This window comes from Bacillus sp. EKM206B (genome assembly GCF_011066015.1).
Classification (GTDB): domain Bacteria; phylum Bacillota; class Bacilli; order Bacillales; family Bacillaceae; genus Bacillus; species Bacillus velezensis.
Genome location: NZ_JAAMNL010000002.1, coordinates 1 through 23,990, shown reverse-complemented (window position 1 = coordinate 23,990; position 23,990 = coordinate 1). Strand labels below are relative to the sequence as shown.

Genomic DNA, 23,990 nt, shown 5'->3' with positions numbered 1-23,990 from the left:
TTCAATTATAATTGTTTTAATTTCTTTTTGATAATAATTATCATTAGTGTTTCTTCAGCTGTTCATTATATGCAAAAAAGGTGCGGGAGGAATTCCTCCGCACCTTTTTATTTCTCTGACCATTCTTTTAATTGTGAGGCGGTCATCGGACCGACGATCTTTTTTTCGATTTCTCCTTTTTCATTCAGCAGAAATGACGTGGGAATCGTCATGACATCGTATTCCTTCATAAGCTCGCCTTTCGTGTCAAGAACAATCGGGAAAGTGAGATGGTGCTGACTGACAAAGTTTTGAACGGTATTTTTGTTTCGCTCGGCATTCATCAAATTTACCGTTACAAGGCTTACATCATCGGACTGATGCTGTTCATAATACGTTTGGAACTGAGGCAGTTCTTTTTTGCACGGCGGACACCACGATGTCCAAAAATGCAAAATCGTTTTCTGCCCTTTATTCGGAATCGATATCTCGTCTCCTTCAATCGTCTTCATCAGAAACACGGCGGGAACTGCCTGTTTTTCTGATGAGGCTTTTGCTTCAGGCATCCAGACGGCGGCAGCTATCAAAAGGACTGCACATACAATTAGGCGGTTTTTATGCATATGATCTTCCTTTCACGCGTTTCGGATAGCTTGCCCTTCCTTATTGAAATGTATCAGCCTTTTCAGCTTTCGATCCGGGGCGCTGTTCTTCCGCCGCCCGTCAAAAACACGGAGACACCGAGGTCTTTGCAGATCGTCGCGTAATGTAAACTTGTCAGAAGAATCATGCCGGTATTCATGCCGAGTATAATGCCGAGCATTTGCAATTCCGGCATAGAACCGAGCACATACATCATCGAAAGCCCTACAATGCTGCTCCATACGTTATGATAAAACGCCGTTTTCACGTGGCCGATACCGATCAGACAGGCCTGAAGCGGCATCACAAACAGATGAAAAAGAAAAAACGGCCACAAAAGCTGCAAATAATACTGCGCTTCCGGAGACTGAAAAAACAAATGGGTCAGCGGGCCCGCGAACTGAAACATGACCCAGACTGCCGGAATGCCGTAGCCGAATGTAATAAAAATCGCTTGTCTCAGCCGTTTCAGCACAATATCATATTGGGACAGCGCATACGCTTCTGAAATGCTGGGAATCATGACGACCATCAGCGAATGGGCGATAAATGCGGGAAACGAACCGATTGTCATCGCTACACCGGCAAGCATGCCGTATTGATCAATTGCGGCTGTCCCGGCTGCCCCGGACGCCAGCAGCGCTCCTTTCACTAAAAAGGGTTCAATGGCGTTTGTCACGGCATGAAATATACGAAGTCCCGTTGTCGGGATGGATACGGCCAGGAGGCGTTTCCGCACGTCTTTCCCGCGAAGATGAATGTGCTGATGGCCGGAAAGCGCCCTCCGCGCCAAAATAAACTGCGTATACAAGTAAACGAACACCACGACATCGCTTGCGACCAGCACAAATAATGAAATGAGCACGGCCATATCAATTTCAAAAGAGTACCATTGAAAAAAGATAAACAGACAAAGCACTTGAATGATTTTTTTCATGACATTCGCAACCGCGATTTTTCCCATTTGCTGCACACCCATAAAATAACCTCTGGCGATGGATGTAAAAGCGACGACTGGAATCAGCCCGATGACAATCCCTTTAATAAACGGGTGATACGTATCGAATACAGGAATGAACGGCAGCGCGATGCTTGCGGCCGCGGTTGAAAACGCGGTAAAAACGGCGGTCATTCTGAAGGCATGCCGGAGCATGCTTTCATGCAGCTTCTGATTGGATTCCGCGATGAATTTTGAAATGGAGATCGGAAGCTCCAGACTGGCGATGACGATAATTAAAAAAATGGTGGGCAGAATGCTCATGTAAAGTCCCATCCCATGCTCGCCAAGCTCCCGCGCCAGTATCATATTCACGACAAATTCCAGACATTCCGCGAAAAAGGCGGCGATGGATAAAAGAATGATCCCTTTCACAAATCGATTCATGGTGTCTCTCCTTGTCTCTCGTTCTTCCATCATCATATGAGACAAGTTCTGAAAATATTTTCGATTTCTCAAAATTGAAAAAAGCATAGCCGGGATATTTTTGATCCCGCTATGCTTACATCGCAAATACGTGTCTGCCGATCCGTTCGATAATTTTTCGGGAACGGATCCAGTGGTCAGATGCCGTTTTCGGATTGTAGAAAAACAACGCGTTCGTTTCTCTGCCCGGATGGTCAAGCGCCTCATTTGCGGCGGCGATGGAATCCTTATCGGGCTTTTGATTAATGCTTCCGTTTGCTACCGGTTCAAATGCATTCCTTTGATAGATCACGCCCCGAATGGTATCCGGGAAGCCGTTTTTTTCAGTCCGGTTCAGCACTACGCTGGCTACCGCAACCTTCCCTTTATAAGATTCACCTTTCGCTTCTGCGTGAACGAGACGTGACAGAAGTTGTCTGTCAGCGCGGGAATACGTTTTTTTCGGCGGCTGATAAGCCGTCTCTTCCGGTTTTGCTTTCTTCTCTTGGTGAGATGACAGCTTTATCGGTTGGATAGAATGCTTATGATCCGTTTTTGAAAGCTTCGGAACCGAGCTTTTTTTATTTAAATCAGCAACCAGTGTGCTGGGTTCTTGCTTTGGCTTCTTCGCAAAAGTAAACAGAGCTTCTGTATGTTCAATTTTTGATGCAGGCATAAAACATAGAAAAAAGACAGCCAAGGCAGCAAATTTTGTCGTCATACGATTTCCTCCTTAAATACTTCACTACCTTAACAAGAGCTGTGCGCAAATTCACGGTTAAAGATTTTCCAGTGCTCCCAATCAGCTTTTATGATGGAAGAAGTTCGTTAACAGCCTTGTTATTGGCAGGAAAACAGCCGTCATTTTCACAACATTAACCAAATAGCAGTAAAAGTATCCATCGGAGGGATTTTACATTTTGTTTACATCTGTTACAGCAAGATGAAATGAGAAACCAAGAAACAAAAAAAGACTCCTCAAGTGCGAGGAGCCGTCAGCTTCTTGGCTGTTCTAAATACTGGAAAACAACATCTCCGCCCTGCTGTGCAATACCGCGGAAATGCTTAAAATCTTCCTGCTTCGATAAAACTGCTCGAAATGCAAGAAAATGTTCTTTCTGCACCCTGAATTCTTTGATTTCCCCGGTGCGCATTTGGTTGATACATTCTGAAATTTCCTCAGGCAGCAACGAACACAGCCTCCTTTTCTCGGCTTTTTCCCGAAAATCAATATATCATCTTTCCCCCGCCGGGACAATGATTGAGCGGGCTGATACCCATATCGCTTTACTTCTTAAAGAAAATACTGCAAAATATTTTCAAACAGGATTTATGATAAAGGAGAGGAAGCTCGTGAAAATTGCTAAGGTTGGAAACGTCATTGAATTTAAAAACGGATTAACCGGTATTGTTGAAAAAGTAAATGAAAACTCCGTCATCGTTGATGTAACCATCATGGATAATTATCGTGACCTTGAATTAGATTCCCTCACTGTCGTCAATCATAAGAATTATAAAATCATCAGAGACTCCTATTAAACCCCCCGAACAATCCGAACCATTTACATATCCCGCACAAAAGCTGCCGCCCGGCAGCTTTTTCAAATGAATTCAGATCTCGGTCATTTCTACAAAAAAATCACCTGTCTCATCTTTATTGTAAAGATTAGTGACGGATGTATGGTAGTTGGTTATTTTACCGCGGAATTCAAGTCCACGCTCGGGCGCCTTGATGTCAAATGTTTTTTCATACAAAAGGACGGCAATATCATGATACGTTTCAGATGTCACCTTCAATACGAATGAAATCATGCGGCCGTTTTTGCCCGCACTTTCTTTACAATCATACATTTTCAGCCTTACACCGTTTAACTCTAACGGCTCCATAACGAACACTCCTTCTTTTTACAGGACATGCTATCATGCTGACCATTCCTTTACAATTGATCCGCTCCGAATGAGAAAAAACTGCGCAGGCCTTTACAAACGTATGTTCCCTATTTTATAATGAAACAGACGAGCTGCCATCCAGCACCCGTCACGTATTGAAGCGGCGAGTACACTCCCCCCGGGTTTACTCGTCTTTTTCTTTTCTCTTTTCCTTATAGAAGTTCTGTGCAAATATCATGCACCTTTTTGGCGGCGCGGCCCAGACGAAAAAAACCCCCGCTTAAAAGGCGGGGGTATTTAGGTTATATTCCGAGACCGTACCCCGTCTGAAAATTAACGGTTGACAATCGTCTCCGGATACATATCATGATTCATCATCCGATGTTCGGCCATTTTTTCATATTTTGTTCCCGGTCTGCCGTAGTTTGTATACGGGTCAATGGAAATTCCGCCTCTTGGCGTGAATTTGCCCCATACTTCGATGTAGCGCGGGTCCATTAACTCAATCAAGTCATTCATGATGATATTCATGCAGTCCTCGTGGAAGAAAAGGCAGGTCAAAGTCTTGTCCCATAAGTACTTGCTCTAGACATTAATCATGAAGTCACACTAATTTCACACCTTACCAAACGATTGATTTTAACCTTTTTTGGGGACTATTTGTAATCTCTGCGCAGTGAAATTATACCTGTGCTAGCCCGCCATCTACGAACAATTCAACACCCGTCAAGTAACTGCTTTCATCTGAAGCAAGGAAAGATACAGCGTTTGCTACTTCTTCAGGTGTCCCAACTTTTCCAGCTGGAACAGTATTTCTGGTATTTTCCATTGCTCCTTCAAGTGCATCACCAAAAAGCTCATCGTATGCAGGTGTAAGAATAGCTCCTGGACTAACCACATTTACACGGATTTCAGTACCTTTTAGGTCAAGAATCCAGTTGCGAACTAGTGCTCTTAATGCTGCTTTAGATGCTCCATATACACTAAACGCTGGGTTGCCAATTGATCCAGCAGTAGAGCCCGTTACAATAATAGAACCTACTTTGTCCGGGAATAGTGATAACGCTTTTTGAACAGTAAAGATGGTTCCTTTAACGTTAATGTCGAACGTTCTATCAACCTGCTCTTCAGTAATTTCACCTAATGGAAGGAAGTTGCCGGTGCCTGCATTAGCAAAAAGAATGTCCAACTTACCTTTTTCCTGCTTTATCATGTCATATAGTTTATCTAAGTCTTCAAGCTTAGAAATATCACCTTGAACACCGGTTACGTTCTTGCCAATTTGGTTAACAGCTTTATCAAGTTCGTTTTGTCTACGTCCCGTGATATAAACATATGCACCTTCGTTTACAAACTTTTGTGCTGTAGCAAGACCAATTCCACTTGTTCCACCCGTTACAAGCGCTATTTTACCTTCAAATTTACCCATACTTAACACTCCTTTAGAATTGATTTTATTTTATGTCTAGTACCTTTAAGTACTTGAAGAACAACTTATAAGATATAGTATCCTTCAGTAAGCACATTATCGGAAGTACCCACTTTTTTGTGATATAGTAACTAAAAAGTAATAAATGTGGAATGGAGAGCTTTAGACATGAAAAAATTTAGCTGTGGGTTTGAAGTGACAAAGGAAGTTATTGGCGGAAAATGGAAAGGCCTTGTATTATACTTTTTAATGAATGGACCAAAGAGAACGAGTGAATTAAAGCGCATGATCCCAAATATAACTCAGAAAATGCTGATTCAAACACTTAGAGAGCTTGAAGCCAGTGGACTTGTGAGCAGAAAGATGTATAATCAAGTACCGCCGAAGGTTGAATATTCATCCACTGAACTTGGAGAATCTCTTAAACCTATCTTGCAGGAGCTCTGTCAATGGGGAAGCCATTATGCGGAGCAAGAGTATGCAGAAGGTGAATATGAAATTGTACAACCAGAACAACTAAAGTGAGGATTGATGCAGCTGCTGAAGTAAATGCTAAACAACTTCAATACCATCACCTAACAGATGAAGAACAGTCAGAAATAAATGAGATATTCAATTTTGAAAGTGAAGTTCTAATAAGAAGTGTCACGGACTATATTCAGGAAAACTTTGATGAAATTCAAAAAAGAGCTGTTTCAAATGTTAAAGAGAAGGTTCAGAAACTTAGCCAAAAAATAAATGAAGATATTGATAATAATATTTAATGCCTATGATCTCTAGATAGGCATTTTTTCTTTCGGATAAAAAAGAAAAGACGTACAAATTGTACGCCTTAATCTGCTTCTGTACTATCAATTTTTCACTGCATAAAAGTCACAGTTCAGGTTGCACCTCAGGTCACACTTTTTAATACAATTCCCATGAGTAGAGCCATTTTCAGGTGTGACTTTTCCCACTTTTAGTGTGACCGGGTCACACTTTTATTGAGCTTAGTGCGGGTCACACTTCGCTGTGACTCGGTCACAATTCCGCTGAAAATCAGCACTGAATGTTCGGATTTTACTGTGACTCCACTTCGGGTCACACTCCGTATCACACAACGGAATAATTACCGATTATCAATCGTCTCCGGGTACATATCATGATTCATCATCCGATGTTCGGCCATTTTTTCATATTTTGTTCCCGGTCGGCCGTAGTTTGTATACGGGTCAATCGAGATTCCGCCTCTAGGCGTGAATTTGCCCCATACTTCAATGTAGCGGGGGTCCATTAATTCGATCAAATCATTCATGATGATGTTCATGCAGTCCTCGTGGAAATCTCCGTGGTTGCGGAAGCTGAAAAGATACAGCTTCAGCGATTTGCTTTCCACCATTTTTTCGTCCGGAATATAGCTGATGTAGATGGTTGCAAAATCCGGCTGTCCCGTTTTGGGGCAAAGCGACGTAAATTCCGGGCAGTTGAATTTAACGAAATAATCACGGTTCACGTGTTTATTCGGAAATGATTCCAAAACCTCCGGCGCATATTCAAATAAATAATTTGTCCCTTGATTCCCCAGGAGCGTAACTCCTTCTAATTCTGATTCTTTTCTTGTCATCTAAATCTCCCTTTCTATTAAACTCCCCGTTTATTGCCCCAAAGCAATGTATGCAGCTGAGGCAGGACTCTGACGAGATTCAGATCCGAATCGGCTGAAACCTTATCAACGAGTGTTTCGTATTTTCCGAGCAGATGTGCGATCAATGCCCGGTCGTCCGTCGTATGGACGTTATCGTTTCCGACCTGAAGATAAAACGGGATATTCGGATACCGCTTATGCACGGTTTTCGCGAATTGCAGATCTTCATCATTAAAAATGACGACCTTTAAGCTGACCGCGTTAAGCCTTTCTGCCGCATCAAGCGAAGACACAATGTGATCGAGCTTTGCAAAATCGGTTGTCATCCCCGAACTTGGCGGCTTCGGTGAAATCGTCAGGTCGTTAATCATTGTGAACCAATCCTGATAGACCGTTCCCTGCGTTTCTAAAGCGGCGCGCACCCCGTTCTCTTTCAGCAGCAGAATCAGCGCGTCAAGCTGCTTTAACAGCGCCGGGTTTCCTCCTGAGATGGTGACATGGGAAAAGGCGTCTCCGCCGATTTCTCTCAGCTCGCGGTAAATGTCTTCCGCCGTCATCCAGCGGATATCTTTTTTGGCTGAGCCGTCCCATGTAAAAGCGGAGTCGCACCAGCTGCAGGAGTAGTCGCAGCCCGCCGTGCGGACGAACATGGTTTTCTGGCCGATAACCATGCCCTCCCCTTGTATCGTCGGTCCGAAAATTTCTAATACCGGAATTCCTTTAGCCATTCCTATCACCTTTTTTCGGGCGGTATACGCAATAGCTTGTCGGGGTTTCCCTGACAAAAATCTGCACGCAGACCGGCTGATTCTCCAATGTTTCGAGGTAGGACTGCACCTTATCGTAAATCGTTTTGGCCACGACCTCGGTCGTCGGCAGTGAATATCTGTCATCATCAGCAGAAAACTCGTCATGGTCATTCAGCAATGTATGGTCATAAGCGCCGTGCACCAATTTCTTCAGCACGCTGAAATTCACGAGAAAGCCTGAATCGTCCAGTTCATCCCCCGCAACTGTAATATTTACTGTATACGTGTGCCCGTGGACTCTGCTGCACGCTCCGGCGCTTTCGCGGGGAATAAAGTGCGCGGCTGAGATGTGCATGTCCTTATTCAACTCAAACGAATAAGGATGCTGAACCTGCGGGTAAATTTGAGAAAGCAATTAGTTCCGCTCTCCTTTCATTTTCATATATTCATCATATCCTTTATTGCGGAGCAGGCATGCCGGGCATTCGCCGCATCCGTCCGCAATGATGCCGTTATAGCAAGTCAGTGTGTTATTCTTTACAAAATCAAGCGCGCCGAGCTCATCCGCAAGTTTCCACGTTTCCGCTTTGTTCAGCCACATAAGCGGCGTATGAATGACGAACGGCTTTTCCATCGCCAGGTTGACGGTGACATTGCAGGATTTGACGAACTCGTCACGGCAGTCCGGGTAGCCGCTGAAATCAGTCTCGCAAACACCGGTGATAATATGGCGCGCGCCGATTTGATATGCAAGAATCGATGCAAAGGATAAAAATACAAGGTTGCGTCCCGGTACAAAGGTTGTCGGCAGTTCCCCGTCCTTCGCTTCAATTTCGATATCATCTCTTGTCAGCGCATTCGGCGCGAGCTGATTTAAAAGAGACATATCAAGCAAGTGATTTTTGACACCGAGCTTTTCGGCAATCGATTTTGCCACATCGATTTCTTCTTGGTGACGCTGATTATAATGGAATGTAACGGTTTCCACTTCTTCAAAGTTTTGCAAAGCCCATAATAAACAAGTCGTGCTGTCTTGGCCTCCGCTGAACACCACAACTGCTTTTTCTTTTTTCATGTCTTTCTCTCCCTTATCTATCATTCCATAAAAAAAGCGCCTTTTTCGGAGAAGGCGCCCTAAAAAACATAAAAAAACCGTATCCAAGGATACAGCTCGTCCTTAGTTTTTTATAGAGGGTGTAGCTAGAACCTCTCCCGCATCAATACGGATTTTCTTCTTTTTTCACTTTTGCTATCATACCATAATGTTGTTTCCCGTGACAATAAAAAAACAGCCTGAACCCTGTGTCAGGCTGCAAAAGCGGGTTTAAGCCCCGCGTTTTTTCCCCGGAAATACCATCAGCGCAATCCCGATCAGAACAAATAAAGCAGGCCAGAAAACAGAAACCGGAATGATCGGCTGATTCGTCATCATAAAGCAAAGTGCTGTCAAGGTCAGCACCGCAACCGGGATGAGCAGCGCCTTCTGTTTCCCGCCGAACAGCCACAGCTCAAATAAACCGAATGCCGTTGCCAACAGGTAAACAGGCCATGTCACACCGGAGTAGGACCAATTGGTTGCCGTTTCAAAGACAAACAAGATCCCCGTAATCAATAAGATGCCGCCCGGTACAAGAAGTCCCGCGTTTTTGACAGGTTTCGGGCCGAAAATCGGAATGTGAAAAGCGGCGCCCAGCAAAAGAATGAGAGCGGGCCAGCCGCTTTCGCTGATGACTTCATTTGCATTGGTGAATATGCCGAAAATGCCCGCGGCGCACAGAACCGCCGCAGCAGTCAAAAGCCCTCTTTGCCTTCTGCCGAACAGCCAGGCTTCAAACAGGCCGAACGCAACGGCAAAGAGGTAGACAGGCGATGTCACATTTGCGTATGTCCAATCCGTCAGCGTTTCAAACCATAACAAGCAACCCGTCACAAGCAAAATGCCGCCCGGAATAAGAAGGCCCGATCTTTTTTTCGGCTGCATAAAGGCAACGGCGTGAAACAAAAGCGCGGCTGCGATGATCAAAAGCGGCCACAGCCCCGGCATCAGCATACCGGCAAAGCATAGTGCTCCCACGGCTGTCAGGATGAAAGCAGGAATCAATACACCTAACTTCCTCCCGCCGAAATACCACAGCTCAAACAGACCGAGAGCAGGCGCCCATATATAAACAGGCCACGTCACGTCTGAATACGTCCATCCCGTTGCCGTTTCAAAACAAAACAGGCAGCCCAGCACAAAAAACATACCGCCCGGAACGAGCAGTTCCGCCTGTTCAGGCGTTTTTTTCGCAAAAATAAATCCGGCGTGAAACCCTGCGGACATTATAATGAAAAGAAACGGCCACGCCGAACCTGCGGATATATGAATAACTCCCGCCCTCTGTAAAAAAAACGCAATGCCGATACAAATAAAAATAAATCCCAATAATACACGTCGAGCTTTCATCTCTTACTCCTCCCCATCATTTCCCAATTCATTATACAGAAATGTCAGGAAAAAAGAAGGGGAATTCCCAAAAAATACAGACATTTTCCTTATATCCTTATTTTTCTTTCGGGATTTTTTTGCAAATCAATGCGCCGATGAAAGCGAGGCTCACATACCCAAACACCGGATAAACGGTGGAAATCAGCTGTCCGTAGCCGATTTGGCTGATAATGAAAGCAAACGCCAAAATGCCGCCGTAAATATATGTACTTTTTATATGAAGAAAACTGTTTAATTGTTTTTCCAATCCGTATAAATTGCCGATGACCGACGTAAACACTTCCCCGAAAATAATAAACAAATAAATGATATGAAGCGAACGCGAATACGAATAGACAACTTGAGCCATCGGAATGTCAAACTCCAGCACATCCGGCAGCACCGATAATGATAAAAAGCTCGCGGCAAGCACCAGTGTCAACAGAACGCCGCCAAAATAAGCCCCCCTTCTGATCACCTTCTCTGAAGACATTTCATTCGCAAGCGGCACAAGGACGGCTTGGGCGAGCGATAAATTTAACGCGCCGTAAGAGACGGCGGACAAAAGCCAATTCCACTTGACAGGCCATACCCATTCGTCCGCGTTTCTCGTGCTTGTAAATACAAATGAATCTGCTGTCACGATAAAAGAGAAGGAAATTAAAAGCGGCACAACCAATATATTGACGCCGAACACACCTTTAACGCCGCTTGTCATGACGGCAAAGCTCAGTACGATCGTCAAAAGGATCCCCGCTTGTGCGGACCAGCCAAGCTGTTCATGAAACAGCGCTCCCGCTCCGGACAGCATGACAGAGGTCACTCCCAGCAATATAAACATCATAAACATATTAACGGCGCGGCCGATGGACTTGCCAAATAAATATGTGTTCAATTCCTGATAAGATGCTGCATGAATCCGTTTGGAAATGATCATGATTTTGGCGCCTAAATATGTAAACATCAGACCGCTTACCACGATACCGAACAGACCGATCCAGCCAAACTTCAGAAAAAACTCAACGATTTCTCGTCCCGTGGCAAAACCGGCTCCTACAACCGTGCCTACGTATACAAATGCAAGCTGACTTGCAGAACCTTTTGTTTGTCCCATTTCACCCTCCGGCTAAGCGCAGATTTGTCCAGGCCTTTATATATGCTTATGAGACAAGTCGCCCGAAAAGACGAACAAATCGTCCTTCCCCGGAGAAAACAGATTCAGCTCTCTCCTCTAAGCAAAAATATTGAAAGAAAAAAAGGGCCGGCGTATACTCTTCATCAAGAAAGGTCAAAGCATTTCATTTCCTTTCTGACTATATTGGTCAAAAATAATCAAACCTCACAAATATCACTTATCATGCTGTAAACATTTATTTTTCGGGGTTTGAAACAAAACACTTGAAAGTCAAAGAAGGTCAGAGTATACTATTAATCAAAGAAGGTCAAAGTTAAGACCTTATTTTCTAATCCATTTGGTCAAAGATGATCAAACATTTTTCGAGGAGGTTTTGGCAAATGCGTTGTCAACATTGTCAGAAAAACGAGGCGACGATTCGCCTGAACATGCAAGTCAATTCCATTCAAAAACAATTCGTTTTATGTGAAACATGTTATACAGAATTAACCCGAAAACCGTCTATGAGCATGGGGCCGCAATCATTCGGATTCCCGTTTGAGAAAGGTTTCGCTCCCAATCAAAATAAACAGCAGGCCGGCTCTGAAAAAGGCCTGCTCGACGAGCTCGCTCAAAACGTCACAAACGGCGCAAAAGCAGGTCTGATTGACCCTGTGATCGGCCGCGATCATGAAGTGGCGCGCGTAATTGAAATTTTGAACCGCCGGAATAAAAACAATCCGGTGCTGATCGGTGAGCCGGGCGTCGGTAAAACGGCTATTGCAGAAGGCCTCGCGCTTAAAATCGCTGAAGGCGATGTGCCGAACAAATTGAAAAACAAAGAGCTTTACCTGCTTGACGTCGCTTCTCTCGTCGCCAATACAGGGATCAGAGGCCAGTTTGAAGAAAGAATGAAACAATTAATGAACGAATTAAAAGAACGGAAAAACGTCATCTTGTTCATTGACGAGATTCACCTTCTTGTAGGCGCCGGCTCTGCCGAGGGATCAATGGATGCCGGGAACATCCTGAAACCGGCGCTTGCCAGAGGCGAGCTGCAGGTCATCGGGGCGACAACGCTGAAAGAGTACCGTCAGATTGAAAAAGATGCGGCGCTTGAAAGACGCTTCCAGCCTGTCATGGTTCACGAGCCTACAATAGAACAAGCCATCAGCATTCTGGAAGGCATTAAAGATAAATATGAGAAATACCACGGCGTCACATTCAGCAATGAAGCGATAAACGCCTGTGTTGCGCTTTCATCCCGTTACATTCAGGACCGCCACCTGCCGGATAAAGCGATCGACTTATTAGATGAAGCCGGCTCTAAGGCGAACCTGGAGCTTGATACCGTAAATGAAGAAGATGCGGCTGAGAGACTCAAAGCAATTGACGCGGAGAAAACAAAAGCGCTTCATGAAGAAAATTATGAGCTTGCCGCGAAACTGCGTGATGAAGAAGCGGCGTTGGAAAAGCAGCTGGCACAAGAAGCTCCGGCCTCTTCACCTGAAATCGGGGCGGAGCATATTCAAGCCATCATTGAACAGAAAACAGGCATTCCGGTCGGAAAACTCCAGGCTGATGAACAAGTCAAAATGAAGGAACTTGAAGAGCATCTTCATCAGCGCGTCATCGGTCAGGAAAAAGCCGTGAAAAAAGTGGCGAAAGCGGTCAGACGAAGCCGCGCCGGCTTAAAATCCAAAAACAGACCTGTCGGCTCCTTCCTCTTTGTCGGACCGACCGGAGTCGGAAAAACCGAGTTATCAAAGACACTCGCAGATGAACTGTTCGGTACAAAAGATTCCATTATCCGTCTCGATATGAGTGAATACATGGAAAAACACGCCGTATCAAAAATCATCGGTTCACCGCCGGGATATGTCGGACACGATGAAGCCGGTCAATTAACGGAAAAAGTGCGCCGCAATCCGTACAGCATCGTGCTGCTCGATGAGATTGAAAAAGCCCACCCTGATGTCCAGCATATGTTTCTGCAGATTATGGAGGACGGCCGTCTGACAGACAGCCAGGGCAGAACGGTCAGCTTCAAAGATACCGTTTTGATTATGACAAGCAACGCTGGAACCGGCGAAAAACAGGTGAAAGTCGGATTCCAATCTGAAGAGAGCGTCCTGGAAGAACAAACGCTGATTGATTCACTGAGCGCGTTCTTCAAACCGGAGTTTTTAAACCGGTTTGACAGCATTATTGAATTCCAATCCCTGAAAAAAGAACATCTCGTGAAAATCGTCAGCCTGCTTCTCACAGAGCTTGAAGACACATTAAAAGAGCGCGGCATCAGCCTTAGTGTAACGGACGAAGCGAAAGAAAAAATCGCTGAAATCGGCTACCACCCAGCTTTCGGAGCACGCCCGCTCAGAAGAACCATCCAAGAATTGATCGAGGACGAAATGACAGATCTCTTATTGGATGACAACGAAATAAAAGCCTTCCATGTCGTAATGGAAGAGGACGGCATCAAAGTCCGGGCACAATAAGAAAAAAGCGGTTCCCTCCTCGCGGGGAGCCGCTTTTTTGTTTCTTTCTCCATGCCGGAAGGGAGAAACTGTGAAGAATTCGGGAACAATTTCTCAATCACCCTAAAGTTCCATGCACTGCCACCGATATTAACCATAGAAAGCTAGTATAAAGGATTTGGTGAAAACTATGGATAAAACATCGATTATCGGTATCATCCTCGCCTTGATTGCTTTAAGCGTGGGCATGGTGCTGAAAGGGGTCAGCTTAAGCGCACTCGCTAACCCGGCAGCTATTCTGATTATTTTGTTCGGTACGATTTCTGCGGTGATCATCGCATTCCCCGGAAAAGAAATCAAAAAAGTGCCTGCCCTTTTTAAAGTGCTGTTTAAAGAAAACAAACAGCTGACAATTGCGCAATTAATTCCTATGTTCTCTCAATGGGCGCAAATCGCCAGACGTGAAGGTCTGCTCGCATTGGAAGCAAGCATTGAAGACGTGGATGACGCATTTTTGAAAAACGGCCTGAGTATGGCGGTTGACGGACAAAGCGCAGAATTTATCAGAGATATTATGACTGAGGAAGTTGAAGCGATGGAAGACAGACACCAGGCCGGCGCAGCCATCTTTACACAAGCCGGCACATATGCGCCGACACTCGGCGTTTTGGGTGCGGTCATCGGCCTTATCGCCGCTCTTTCCAACATGAACAATACCGAGGCGCTCGGACATGCCATCAGTGCGGCGTTTGTCGCCACCCTTCTCGGGATTTTCACAGGATATGTGCTATGGCATCCCTTCGCCAACAAACTGAAACGCAAATCAAAGCAGGAAGTCAAACTGCGTGAAATCATGATCGAAGGCGTGCTGTCAGTGCTTGAAGGACAGGCCCCGAAAGTGATCGAACAAAAACTTCTCATGTATCTTCCTGCGAATGAACGCGCAAAAGTCGCTGAACAAGAAGGAGAGACAAACAATGGCGAGAAAAAAGAAGAAGAAGCATGATGACGAGCATGTGGATGAGTCTTGGCTGATCCCGTACGCGGATTTGCTCACCCTTCTTTTGGCTCTGTTCATTGTATTGTTCGCCATGAGCTCGGTCGATGCGGCGAAATTCCAAATGCTGTCTAAATCATTTAACGCCGTGTTTACCGGAGGCACGGGTGTTCTTGAATATTCAAGCGTCACCCCTCCTGAAAACGAAAAAGACGGCGTTGATCAGTTAAAAAAAGACAAGGAAAAAGATAAAGAACAGAAAAAGAAAGAAAGAGAAGCAGCCGACCGCGAAGAACTTGAAGGCGTGCAAAAGCAAGTCAATCAATTTATAAAAAATAAAAAGCTTGAAACTCAGCTGGAAACAAAGCTGACTAAAGAAGGACTCTTAATTACCATTAAAGACAGTATCTTTTTTGATTCCGGACGGGCGGATATCCGTCAGGAAGATATTCCGCTTGCCAAGGAAATCTCGAATCTCCTTGTGCTGAATCCGCCGAGGAACATTATTATCAGCGGACATACGGACAATGTACCGATTAAAAACTCACAATATCAATCTAACTGGCATTTAAGCGTCATGCGGGCCGTCAACTTCATGGCTATTCTGACAGAAAACCCGAAACTTGACGCAAAAGTATTCAGCGCCAAAGGTTTCGGGGAGTATAAACCGGCCGTGTCGAACAAAACCGCTGAAGGGCGCAGCAAAAACAGGCGCGTCGAGGTATTGATACAGCCTAGAAACGCCGCGACTGACCAAAATCAGTAATATAAAAAAGGAAGCCTTTCAAATGGCTTCCTTTTTTATTTCTGATGAAAATGTTTAGCGTTTAACCCCACTCTTTTCAGCATTTCCGTACACATTTCTATCTCTTCATCACTCAGCACACTGATCATTTCTTTAATTTCGTCAGCATGATCAGGGAAAATATCGTCCAAAAGACGGATTCCCTTTTCGGAAATCTGTGCGAAAGTCACTCTTCTGTCAGTCGGCGAGGCTTTTCTGATGAGAAGTTCTTTTTTCTCTAATTTGTCAACAACGTATGTAATACTTCCGCTCGCTAATAAAATTTTGTCGCCGATCTGCTGAAGCGGCTGGTTGCCTTTGTGGTACAGCAGCTCAAGCACCGCAAATTCCGTCGGGTTCAGGCCGTGCTTATGAATATGTTTATTCATATGGTCGTTAATAGATCGGTACGCACGTGACAGTACAATAAATAATTTCAATGAGTTTTCTGTTTTATCCGTCATACATTCAATCATCCTTTTACAAAAGAAACCGTTACAGAGAAACATTAATAAACAAAATGAAAAATGTCAACAAAAATGTTTCCAAAATTTCTCTTCTTTTTGTCAGACCTTAATAAAATAATTTGTTTTTCTATCATTTTGGTTATTTTTTCTTATTAAAGAAGTATAAAAATGATATAATACCTCTATTCAAGTGTAATGTTGGAGCGATGCAGAGTGAATACATTTAAAGGTGCCCGGGGAAAGATCAAGCTTTATCTCATATTGGTGATCATCCCGGCACTTATTATCAGCTTTTTCATTTATGAAAAAGAAAAGCAGAAAATAGCCGATAAACACATACAGGAAGCCAGTATGATGCTCAACCTTCACCGCAATAAGCTCAATTATTTAATCGGTGAAACAAAAGCCCGGATGAAAACACTTGCGATCGCCGTCGATAAGCCTGTCAATGAAGAAAAGATCATTGACATTCTCGATCAGGCTTTTGAGGATGAACCCAGATTCAGCGGTCTGTATATGCTGAATTCCAAAGGTGATGTCATCGCAAGCACGACTGATCTGAAATCAAAGGTGAATTTGGCCGACAGACCGTATTTTACGAAGGCGAAAAAGACGAAAAAAACGGTCATCACAAATGACTACTCCAGCAGAATTACAGGCCAGCGCATCTTCACGATCTGCGTGCCGGTGTTAGACGCAAAACGGGAAGTCACGGATTATTTAGTAGCCGCCATACAAGTCGATTATTTGAGAAATATGATCAATATGCTGAGCCCTGACGTTTATGTCAAGGCAACCAATCAGAATAAAGTGATATTTGCCAGCGGACGGGCTGATCAATCAGAAGGTGTGAAACCGGTCAGCGGCTATCTGGATGATATTAATTGGAATATCAATGTTTATCCGAAACCGGTTGAGCTGAATGAGCTGACCAAAAGCGTGCTGCTGCCGATGTCCAGTATTGCCGTGCTGCTGAATATTCTGTTCATCCTCGTTCAATATTATTTGCTTAAGCGCAAGACCCAGCTGGAGCGCGCTCAAAATGAAGCGCAGAAATTGGAGCTGATCGGAACGCTTGCCGCCAGCACCGCCCATGAAATCCGCAACCCGCTTACAGGGATCAGCGGCTTCATTCAGCTTTTGCAGAAAAAATACAAATCGGAGGAAGATCAGCTGTATTTCTCAATTATTGAGCAGGAGATTAAACGGATCAATCAGATTGTCAGTGAGTTTTTAGTGCTTGGAAAACCCACTGCTGAACGGTTGGAAGTGAACTCGCTGCAGGATATTCTTGATGAGATTATGCCGATTATTTATTCTGAAGGGAATCTATACAATGTGGAAGTGAATGTGGAGATTCTCGTCAATCGGCCGCTCAAGGTCAACTGCACGAAAGACCATATTAAACAGGTGATTTTAAATGTCGCGAAAAACGCGCTGGAATCCATGCAGGAAGGCGGCCGGCTGTCCATCTATTTAGAAGCCCGCGATCATAAAGCAGTCATTAAGGTGGCCGACAACGGAATGGGCATTTCTGAAGATATGCTTGAGCACATTTTTCTTCCGTTTGTAACGTCAAAGGAAAAAGGCACCGGCCTCGGCCTTGTCGTATGTAAACGAATCATGCTGATGTACGGCGGTTCGATTGACATTCAAAGCGAAGTCGATAAGGGCACAGAGGTCACCATTACCCTCCCTGCCGCTTCTCGATGAAAAAAACACCCTGATCGGGGTGTTTTTTATTTAAAGAAGAGTATGTGTAAGAGGATATACCAGAGGAACGGCATCATAGCCGGCAGATAGTACGAGGCGCTTCGTGAGCCGTGCCAGCGGAAAAATGTGCTGACTGTACGCGGTCATCTTTCGGATGCAGCGCTTGATCATGAAGCGCATTCAGTCTTCGTTATCTGTTTTATCATCAATCATTTGTTTGCTTCATATGCAGGCATGACGTCACCGCGGGAGAACAAGCCTATTTTCTTCACAAGGCCCTGTATTCCTTGGTGATGTGTACGATCACGGTTTACCAGCTGCTGATACGCGTTCATCAGACAGTCCAGTTCCTGGCTGTGCCTGATCGTGTCATATCCTGTAAACCCTTGCCTGTTAGCCGCATCTATCATCATTTTTCTTTTTTTATCAATAGATACAAGCAATTTTTCTTGTTCAGAATAACTGCCCATTCACTTCACCCCTCACCGCTAAAAGAATAGGAAACAAGTTTGATTGGGTTATTGAGCATTATTACAGATTATACTTTATTTGTAAACATTTTTTTACTAAATAACTTATTTTTTCATTTCATATTGGAATCTTTAGCATGAATACGAGAATAATACCCATTCGGGTAATGATATAAACAGAATGCGGCATATTCAAGATTTAAAAAACAGCCACAGCTGACTTTATATTACAATAAAAAACCTCTCATGCCGGTGGGTGCATGAGAGGTTCGGGCGTCTATCAGTTTTGCACACTTTCATTTTCGTAAATCGGCACCCAGCCCTCAGTCGTCACGAAGATTCGGATTGCGACGACCCGGCGGTCTTCCTGAAGCGTAAAGTAGTGGCGGATGTTCTCCGGAACTGAAATCAAATCTCCTGGATTTAAACGGACGTCGAAAAATGTGCCGTCTTTGCCTTGAATGACGAAGATGCCGTGTCCGCTGACGATAAAGCGGACTTCATCATCCGTGTGGTGATGTTCTCTTTGGAAATTTTTTAATAATTCATCAAGATTCGGCGTGGTATCTGATAAAGAAATGACATCCTGAGACTGATATCCGCGCCGGGCTGAAATGTCCTGAATCTCCGTGTCAAACACCGCGAGAATCCGTTCTTTTTCATCTTCGGTTAGGTCGTATTTTTCCGAAAGCTCAGACGGAAGCTTTTCAATGTTCCACTGCTCATAGATCACCTCTTGTTCGTCTAAGAAGCGCGCTACTTCTTCCTGATGTTCAATGAGCGTATTTTTTTCGTCATGAATTCTGATGGTCGCCATTTTCTATTCCTCCTTTTATTTTACCAGCTGCGGCCGAAGTGACAGAAGCTTGAGGTGACAGCTGAATAAAAATTCATAGGCTTCCAGCACCCTTTTCGCTTCAAAAGCGGTCCGCCCCCATGCCGTAATGCCGTGATTGCGGATTAACACCGCGCCTGAGCCGGCGTCCGCATGGTGCGCGAAGTTTTCGGCCAATGCCGGGATGTGCGCCGGATTGTCAATGATCGGAACGGTCACGGACGCGTTTTCCTCCCATAATCCGAGCGCCTTAATCATCTCCTGCCCCTGAAAAGTGATTTGTTTTTCATCCCCGTAAAGCTCTGATATGACATTATTATTGACAGTATGGACATGCAGACAGCAGCCCGCGTCTGTCTTTTGGTATAAGTAAGTATGGAGAAGCGTTTCCGCTGAAGGTTTTAAAGAATGGCCGGTCTCAGCGGGCTTCCCGTACTCATCGATTAAGAGAAAATCTTCGTCTGTTTCTTTTCGTTTGTCTTTTCCGCTCGCCGTAACGAGAAAAGTCAGCGGCCCGTCGGATACTTTGATGGAAAGATTCCCGCTCGTTGCCGGGAACCAGTCTCTTTCGGCCAGCTCGCGCTTTACCTCGGCAAGTTCGCGCCAGCGTTCTTCTTTTGCAGCCATGCCTGCACCTCCCCGATGTTTTCAATGCCTGTTTTCACCTCATGAAAATCTTGAAAAGGCAGATGCCGGAGGCCGAGTTCTTTGCATTCAGTCAAAAGATAATCTCTCGCAAAGCACATATCGGACAACTTTGCAGCCTCGACATCCGTGACCGAATCACCGATCATAATGAGAAATTTCTGCTGATCGGATAGCTTACGGATGACTGACGGTTTGCAGCAGCCGCATTGATTGGTACAGTCTCCGTCACAGGCGTGCGGCCAGTCTATATGAATATATTCATTGTCAAAGGATGCATGATTGCAGAAAATCCGCTCCTTTTCTACGATCCCTTCCAAAAGCGGATGCACAAAAAAGTCCATTCCCCCGCTTACGATATAAAACGGGAGGCCGTTTGACCGGACAAACGAGACAAAATCCAAAAAGCCGTCCCGTATTTTCGCATCCTTAAGGATAAAGCCGGTCAGTTCTTCTTTTAAGCTGCTCGGCAGCAGTCCGAACATCCGTCCGACTCCTTCTTGGATTGATATGCTTTTGGACAGAACACCATCTTTTAATTCAAGCCACTCAGGAGGCGCGAATTCTTTCATCATGCTGACAATGTTGTCGTTCATAGTGACCGTTCCGTCAAAATCACAAATAATCAGCGGTGTGCGGGTCATACGGCTTCCACCCTTCCCCATTTGTCTAACGCGAGCTGAAGATCTTTGCACGACGCGGCTTTTTCTTCAATCGGCTGCGCTTCAAGCACCGCATCAATGATGGCGCGGAACGCTTTTCCCCCGCCCTCGGCTCCTTTCGGATGGCCGTGAATGCCTCCGCCGGCATTGATGATATGATCGATGCCGAAATCGCGCATCAATAATGGCACCATACCGGGGTGAATGCCTGCTGACGGGACGGCAAACGACGGATGAAAGACATCGTCTTTTACACATTCATCATGGATTGCAAGTGCGGACTCCTTCGGAAGAGCAACGGATCCGTAAGGTGACGGAAATAAACTGAAATCAGCCCCGCAATAGCGGTTCAGCTTGCCGAGCAAAAGCGCATGCGACAAGCCGTAAACGGGAGATGATGTGAACGCGCCGCTGACTGCCGGATGCGCCATGATCGGAAGCGGGATTTCCCTGTCTTCAGCAAGGCTCTGCATCACATCTAAACCGTAAGCGAACACATTCAATAAAAGCGCGTCCGCCCCGAGTTCTGCCGCGCGCCTCGCTTTATCCCGCAATTCAGCGGTCCTTCCCGTAAGGTTTACGGCATACAGCGTTTTATGCCCCGTCTCCTCCCGGGTTTCCTTCAGGACTTGTTTTCCTTCGATAATGCGGGTTTCAAACGGAGCCAGTTCATTTTCAAAGAAAATTTCGTCATCTTTAATAAGATCCACGCCGCCGAGCGCCTGCTGTCTGAGCTGTTCTTTAATGTCGGCGAGATCCCGTCCGATCACGCCTTTAAATATGCTCATCAGAAGCGGTCTTTCAAATTCGCCCAGCAGTTTGCGGATGCCGTATATACCGAATTTCGGCCCGGGAAGGGAGCGTTTAAACCCTTCGGAAAATTCAAGATCAGTCAATTTTATTTTTCCGTCCAGTGACAGCTTTCCGAATACCGTCGTCAGGACGGCCGGAATATCTCTTGAAAAATTCGCCTCGGGATAGGCGATGGTGATGACGGATTGTGTTTCGTTTTCTGAGGTTCCTTCTTTCTCCTCAACTTTTACGACCCGCCCTTTATGTTTTCTGAGCTGTTCCTGCTTCACCAGGGGCAGGTCAGTCCAGGAGCCTACCGTCAGCCCCTCCGCAATCTGTTCCGCCCGCTTTTCACTGTCCGTTGTGTCTGTCAGAAGATATGTTGCCAATACTTCGCTCATGCGTGAACGCCTCTCTTTCTTTCGCAAAACATAAAAAAACCTCTTCCGTATGAGCAGAAAGAGGCTTCGTGTTATGTCCGAATCTTATCTCTCAGCTCCTGCTGCAAGAATTAGCACCGTGCTTTATCAGTCGGTTGCCGGGCTTCATCGGGCTCGTCCCTCTGCCTGCTCTTGATAAGAATAATGATTTTATAAAGTATTTTGAATTATCGCATTGTTATTCTGATATGTCAATGCTTTTTCGGGTGAAAAGATTCAGTTTCCCGATCCGTTCCGCAGCTTCTTTAAGTCTTTCTTCACTTGTCAGAAGACCGACTCTTATATAGCCTTCCCCCCATTTTCCGAACCCGTTTCCGGCAGCGACCGCGACATCCGCTTTCTCGAGCAGCAGATCTGAAAACGACTGTGACGTATAACCGTCAGGCACAGGGAGCCATGCAAAAAAGGAGCCCGCCGGAGCCGTCACATCCCAGCCGATATTGCGGCAGGCTTTAATCCATGCATTGCGTCTCGATTCATATCTGTCATTTTGCGCTGCGACGCATGCCTGATCCGCTAAAAGTGCCGCTGCCGCCGCCTGCTGCGCCGCGGGAAACAGGCTGACAAACATATGATCCTGATAAAGGTTGATCGCTTCGATGACAGAAGCGTTTCCGACGGCAAATCCGACCCGCCAGCCCGCCATATTATACGTTTTGGACAAGGTATAGATTTCGATTCCCGTCTCTTTTGCGCCTTCGGTCTGCAAAAAGCTCAGCGGTTTATGCCCGTCAAAACCGACGGCTCCGTACGCGAAATCATGAACGACACAAATGCCGTTTTGCTCCGCAAAACCGACCGTCTCCTCGAAAAACGCCTCTGTCGCCACAGCGCCGGTCGGATTATTCGGATAATTGAGATACAGCAGCTTCGCCTCGCTCCGCACCTTTTCAGGAATTACGCTGTAATCAGGGAGAAACCCTCTTTCTTCCGTCAGCGGCATCATTTCCATTCTCGCTTTTGCAAGGGCGACGCCTGACCAGTAATCAGGATATCCGGGATCAGGCACCAGAATGGTATCTCCCGGGTTTAAAAGACATTGCGGAAGCTCAACAAGTCCCGCCTTGCCTCCGAACAGCACGGCGACTTCCGTTTCCGGATCAAGCGTGACCCCGTACTCCCTTTCATAAAATGCAGCGGCTGCTTTTTTGAAGCTGTAAGCGCCCCGGAATGATGAGTATTTATGATTTTCCGGCCTTTCGACGGCGCGCTTCATTTCTTCAACGATATGCTGAGGCGTCGGCTGATCAGGGTTTCCCTGCCCTAAATTGATGACGTCTCTGCCTTCTTTCAGCTTTTGATTCACTTTTTGCACCAATGATGCGAAAAATTGTTCCGGCAGCTGTTTGAGTACATCTGAGATTTCAAAGTTCATATTTTCACCTTCTAAAAATGTCTTGAAATGATAGTCCATCATCATATATGGTTAAATAAAAAAAGTAAAGAGAAACTTGAGGTGTTAAAAAATGAAATGGACCGTTTCCTGTTTGCAATTTGATATTTCATACGGAAATCCTTCAGAAAACTTTAAAAAAGCAGAATCTTTGATTGAGCAAGAAAGCCGCCATGCTGATGTAATCGTGCTTCCTGAGTTGTGGACGACCGGCTATGATCTCACACGGCTAGACCAGCTGGCGGATGAAAACGGCAAAGTTTCGGAACAATGGCTTAAAGAAACGGCAAAAACATACAACGTACACCTCGTTGCCGGATCTTTTGCGGTCAAAGAAGGCGAAAATGTCTATAACACCATGTACATCGCCGATAACAGCGGACAGATTGTGAAGCGGTATCAGAAAGCCCATCTGTTTCAGCTGATGGATGAACACCTTTACTTGTCAGCAGGAAACAGCGACGGTTCCTTTGAGCTTGACGGTGTCAAGTGCGCCGGGCTGATCTGCTATGATATCCGTTTCCCCGAATGGATCAGAAAGCATACGTCCCAGGGCGCGAATGTCCTGTTTATCTCTGCGGAATGGCCTCTGCCCCGCCTTGATCATTGGCGAAGCCTGCTTATCGCCAGAGCAATTGAAAACCAATGTTTTGTCGCAGCCTCTAACTGCACGGGGTCCAATCCCGATAATGAATTTGCCGGCCACAGCCTGATTATTGACCCGTGGGGCCGGATTTTAGCCGAAGGAGACCGGACGGAAGGCGCAGTCCGGGCGGAAATCGATGTGTCAGAAAGCGCGGACGTGCGGGGAACCATTCCGGTTTTCCAAGACTTGCGGCGTGATTTATATTAATTTTCAAAAAAACGTTGACAAGAATATCCGGCACCTGCTAATATTTTCATCAACTGATTAATCCGAATTGTGATACAAATCAATATATTTTTCTCTTATCGAGAGTTGGGCGAGGGATTGGCCTTTTGACCCCAACAGCAACCGACCGTAATTCCATTGTGAAATG

Annotated in this window: 27 protein-coding genes, 1 pseudogene and 2 riboswitches; of the genes and pseudogenes, 8 read left to right on the top strand and 20 right to left on the bottom strand. The window is 45.5% G+C overall.

The features are described from left to right. Positions 1 to 107: 107 nt before the first annotated feature. From stoA to G9F50_RS03435, 4 genes are all read right to left on the bottom strand, one after another. Complete coding sequence (gene stoA, locus G9F50_RS03450) at positions 108 to 602, bottom strand: endospore biogenesis thiol-disulfide oxidoreductase StoA (RefSeq protein ID WP_007409594.1); 495 nt, start codon at positions 600 to 602, stop codon at positions 108 to 110. A gap of 62 nt (positions 603 to 664) precedes the next feature. Further along, a complete protein-coding gene (locus G9F50_RS03445; protein WP_007409593.1) occupies positions 665 to 2,005 on the bottom strand; it encodes a polysaccharide biosynthesis protein in 1,341 nt (446 codons plus the stop codon). A gap of 115 nt (positions 2,006 to 2,120) precedes the next feature. Beyond that, positions 2,121 to 2,744 carry a cell wall hydrolase gene (locus G9F50_RS03440; protein ID WP_007409592.1) on the bottom strand — a complete coding sequence of 208 codons (624 nt, stop codon included), beginning with the start codon at positions 2,742 to 2,744 and terminating at the stop codon, positions 2,121 to 2,123. 274 nt (positions 2,745 to 3,018) lie between these two features. Beyond that, positions 3,019 to 3,213 (bottom strand): hypothetical protein, encoded by a 195-nt coding sequence (locus tag G9F50_RS03435; RefSeq protein ID WP_007409591.1) that lies wholly within the window; start codon positions 3,211 to 3,213, stop codon positions 3,019 to 3,021. Between the two features lie 163 nt (positions 3,214 to 3,376). Between G9F50_RS03435 and G9F50_RS03430 the strand changes: the two genes are divergently transcribed. Continuing rightward, a complete protein-coding gene (locus G9F50_RS03430) occupies positions 3,377 to 3,562 on the top strand; it encodes a YkvS family protein (protein WP_003154669.1) in 186 nt (61 codons plus the stop codon). 72 nt (positions 3,563 to 3,634) lie between these two features. On the opposite strand, the gene G9F50_RS03425 is transcribed toward G9F50_RS03430, so the two are convergent. The 3 genes and pseudogenes from G9F50_RS03425 to G9F50_RS03415 all read right to left on the bottom strand — a co-directional run bounded on the left by G9F50_RS03425 (position 3,635) and on the right by G9F50_RS03415 (position 5,342). Then, positions 3,635 to 3,910 (bottom strand): DUF3219 family protein, encoded by a 276-nt coding sequence (locus tag G9F50_RS03425; protein WP_060561761.1) that lies wholly within the window; start codon positions 3,908 to 3,910, stop codon positions 3,635 to 3,637. 336 nt (positions 3,911 to 4,246) lie between these two features. Further along, positions 4,247 to 4,459 (bottom strand): annotated as a pseudogene (locus G9F50_RS03420) (7-cyano-7-deazaguanine reductase); the annotation flags it as partial. Positions 4,460 to 4,595: 136 nt separating this feature from the next. Beyond that, positions 4,596 to 5,342, bottom strand: a complete 747-nt coding sequence (locus G9F50_RS03415; RefSeq protein ID WP_020955730.1) for an SDR family NAD(P)-dependent oxidoreductase — start codon at positions 5,340 to 5,342, stop codon at positions 4,596 to 4,598. A 168-nt stretch (positions 5,343 to 5,510) separates the two neighbouring features. On the opposite strand from G9F50_RS03415, the gene G9F50_RS03410 reads away from it, so the two are divergent. Together G9F50_RS03410 and G9F50_RS03405 are read left to right on the top strand one after the other, a co-directional pair. Next, a complete protein-coding gene (locus G9F50_RS03410; protein ID WP_015417346.1) occupies positions 5,511 to 5,867 on the top strand; it encodes a winged helix-turn-helix transcriptional regulator in 357 nt (118 codons plus the stop codon). Further along, on the top strand, positions 5,864 to 6,106 hold the full coding sequence (locus G9F50_RS03405; RefSeq protein ID WP_060561762.1) for a hypothetical protein: 243 nt from the start codon (positions 5,864 to 5,866) through the stop codon (positions 6,104 to 6,106). Before G9F50_RS03410 ends, G9F50_RS03405 begins: the two co-directional genes overlap by 4 nt. Positions 6,107 to 6,450: 344 nt before the next feature. On the opposite strand, the gene queF is transcribed toward G9F50_RS03405, so the two are convergent. The 6 genes from queF to G9F50_RS03375 form a co-directional block, all read right to left on the bottom strand. Then, positions 6,451 to 6,945 carry a preQ(1) synthase gene (queF, locus tag G9F50_RS03400; RefSeq protein WP_003154673.1) on the bottom strand — a complete coding sequence of 165 codons (495 nt, stop codon included), beginning with the start codon at positions 6,943 to 6,945 and terminating at the stop codon, positions 6,451 to 6,453. A 17-nt stretch (positions 6,946 to 6,962) separates the two neighbouring features. Further along, positions 6,963 to 7,694, bottom strand: a complete 732-nt coding sequence (queE, locus tag G9F50_RS03395) for a 7-carboxy-7-deazaguanine synthase QueE (protein WP_015239741.1) — start codon at positions 7,692 to 7,694, stop codon at positions 6,963 to 6,965. Further along, on the bottom strand, positions 7,687 to 8,130 hold the full coding sequence (gene queD, locus G9F50_RS03390; protein ID WP_007408455.1) for a 6-carboxytetrahydropterin synthase QueD: 444 nt from the start codon (positions 8,128 to 8,130) through the stop codon (positions 7,687 to 7,689). Before queD ends, queE begins: the two co-directional genes overlap by 8 nt. Continuing rightward, positions 8,131 to 8,790, bottom strand: a complete 660-nt coding sequence (gene queC, locus G9F50_RS03385) for a 7-cyano-7-deazaguanine synthase QueC (protein ID WP_003154679.1) — start codon at positions 8,788 to 8,790, stop codon at positions 8,131 to 8,133. 96 nt (positions 8,791 to 8,886) lie between these two features. Then, positions 8,887 to 8,931: riboswitch (PreQ1 riboswitch) on the bottom strand. 108 nt (positions 8,932 to 9,039) lie between these two features. After that, positions 9,040 to 10,161, bottom strand: coding sequence for a hypothetical protein (locus G9F50_RS03380; RefSeq protein WP_060561763.1), 1,122 nt, complete (start codon positions 10,159 to 10,161; stop codon positions 9,040 to 9,042). A gap of 97 nt (positions 10,162 to 10,258) precedes the next feature. After that, positions 10,259 to 11,296, bottom strand: coding sequence for a YkvI family membrane protein (locus tag G9F50_RS03375; RefSeq protein ID WP_060561764.1), 1,038 nt, complete (start codon positions 11,294 to 11,296; stop codon positions 10,259 to 10,261). A gap of 401 nt (positions 11,297 to 11,697) precedes the next feature. On the opposite strand from G9F50_RS03375, the gene clpE reads away from it, so the two are divergent. From clpE to motB, 3 genes are all read left to right on the top strand, one after another. Continuing rightward, a complete protein-coding gene (clpE, locus tag G9F50_RS03370) occupies positions 11,698 to 13,794 on the top strand; it encodes an ATP-dependent protease ATP-binding subunit ClpE (protein WP_060561765.1) in 2,097 nt (698 codons plus the stop codon). Between the two features lie 169 nt (positions 13,795 to 13,963). After that, the gene (gene motA, locus G9F50_RS03365; protein WP_007610974.1) at positions 13,964 to 14,779 is read left to right on the top strand and encodes a flagellar motor stator protein MotA; all 816 of its coding nucleotides are present in this window, start codon (positions 13,964 to 13,966) and stop codon (positions 14,777 to 14,779) included. Continuing rightward, positions 14,751 to 15,536, top strand: coding sequence for a flagellar motor protein MotB (motB, locus tag G9F50_RS03360; protein WP_003154685.1), 786 nt, complete (start codon positions 14,751 to 14,753; stop codon positions 15,534 to 15,536). The genes motA and motB overlap by 29 nt, the downstream gene beginning before the upstream one ends. A gap of 35 nt (positions 15,537 to 15,571) precedes the next feature. Here the strand turns inward: motB and mhqR are convergent, their stop codons facing one another. Continuing rightward, the gene (gene mhqR, locus G9F50_RS03355) at positions 15,572 to 16,018 is read right to left on the bottom strand and encodes a MarR family transcriptional regulator MhqR (protein WP_007408463.1); all 447 of its coding nucleotides are present in this window, start codon (positions 16,016 to 16,018) and stop codon (positions 15,572 to 15,574) included. A 198-nt stretch (positions 16,019 to 16,216) separates the two neighbouring features. On the opposite strand from mhqR, the gene G9F50_RS03350 reads away from it, so the two are divergent. Next, a complete protein-coding gene (locus G9F50_RS03350; RefSeq protein ID WP_060561766.1) occupies positions 16,217 to 17,734 on the top strand; it encodes a sporulation kinase KinD in 1,518 nt (505 codons plus the stop codon). A gap of 209 nt (positions 17,735 to 17,943) precedes the next feature. On the opposite strand, the gene spo0E is transcribed toward G9F50_RS03350, so the two are convergent. From spo0E to G9F50_RS03320, 6 genes are all read right to left on the bottom strand, one after another. After that, complete coding sequence (spo0E, locus tag G9F50_RS03345) at positions 17,944 to 18,204, bottom strand: aspartyl-phosphate phosphatase Spo0E (RefSeq protein ID WP_003154690.1); 261 nt, start codon at positions 18,202 to 18,204, stop codon at positions 17,944 to 17,946. 280 nt (positions 18,205 to 18,484) lie between these two features. Next, entirely contained in the window at positions 18,485 to 19,021 is a 537-nt protein-coding gene (locus G9F50_RS03340) for a 1,2-dihydroxy-3-keto-5-methylthiopentene dioxygenase (protein WP_012117415.1), read from the bottom strand. 15 nt (positions 19,022 to 19,036) lie between these two features. Then, positions 19,037 to 19,666 (bottom strand): methylthioribulose 1-phosphate dehydratase, encoded by a 630-nt coding sequence (locus G9F50_RS03335; protein WP_014417578.1) that lies wholly within the window; start codon positions 19,664 to 19,666, stop codon positions 19,037 to 19,039. Then, complete coding sequence (gene mtnX / locus G9F50_RS03330; RefSeq protein WP_060561767.1) at positions 19,624 to 20,328, bottom strand: 2-hydroxy-3-keto-5-methylthiopentenyl-1-phosphate phosphatase; 705 nt, start codon at positions 20,326 to 20,328, stop codon at positions 19,624 to 19,626. The genes G9F50_RS03335 and mtnX overlap by 43 nt, the downstream gene beginning before the upstream one ends. Then, positions 20,325 to 21,539 carry a 2,3-diketo-5-methylthiopentyl-1-phosphate enolase gene (gene mtnW, locus G9F50_RS03325; RefSeq protein ID WP_060561768.1) on the bottom strand — a complete coding sequence of 405 codons (1,215 nt, stop codon included), beginning with the start codon at positions 21,537 to 21,539 and terminating at the stop codon, positions 20,325 to 20,327. The genes mtnX and mtnW overlap by 4 nt, the downstream gene beginning before the upstream one ends. A gap of 81 nt (positions 21,540 to 21,620) precedes the next feature. Further along, positions 21,621 to 21,720: riboswitch (SAM riboswitch) on the bottom strand. Between the two features lie 36 nt (positions 21,721 to 21,756). Continuing rightward, a complete protein-coding gene (locus G9F50_RS03320) occupies positions 21,757 to 22,953 on the bottom strand; it encodes a pyridoxal phosphate-dependent aminotransferase (protein ID WP_060561769.1) in 1,197 nt (398 codons plus the stop codon). A 91-nt stretch (positions 22,954 to 23,044) separates the two neighbouring features. Between G9F50_RS03320 and G9F50_RS03315 the strand changes: the two genes are divergently transcribed. Further along, positions 23,045 to 23,824: a carbon-nitrogen family hydrolase gene (locus tag G9F50_RS03315; RefSeq protein ID WP_060561770.1), complete on the top strand. Its 780-nt coding sequence runs from the start codon at positions 23,045 to 23,047 to the stop codon at positions 23,822 to 23,824. The last annotated feature ends 166 nt before the right edge of the window (positions 23,825 to 23,990 follow it).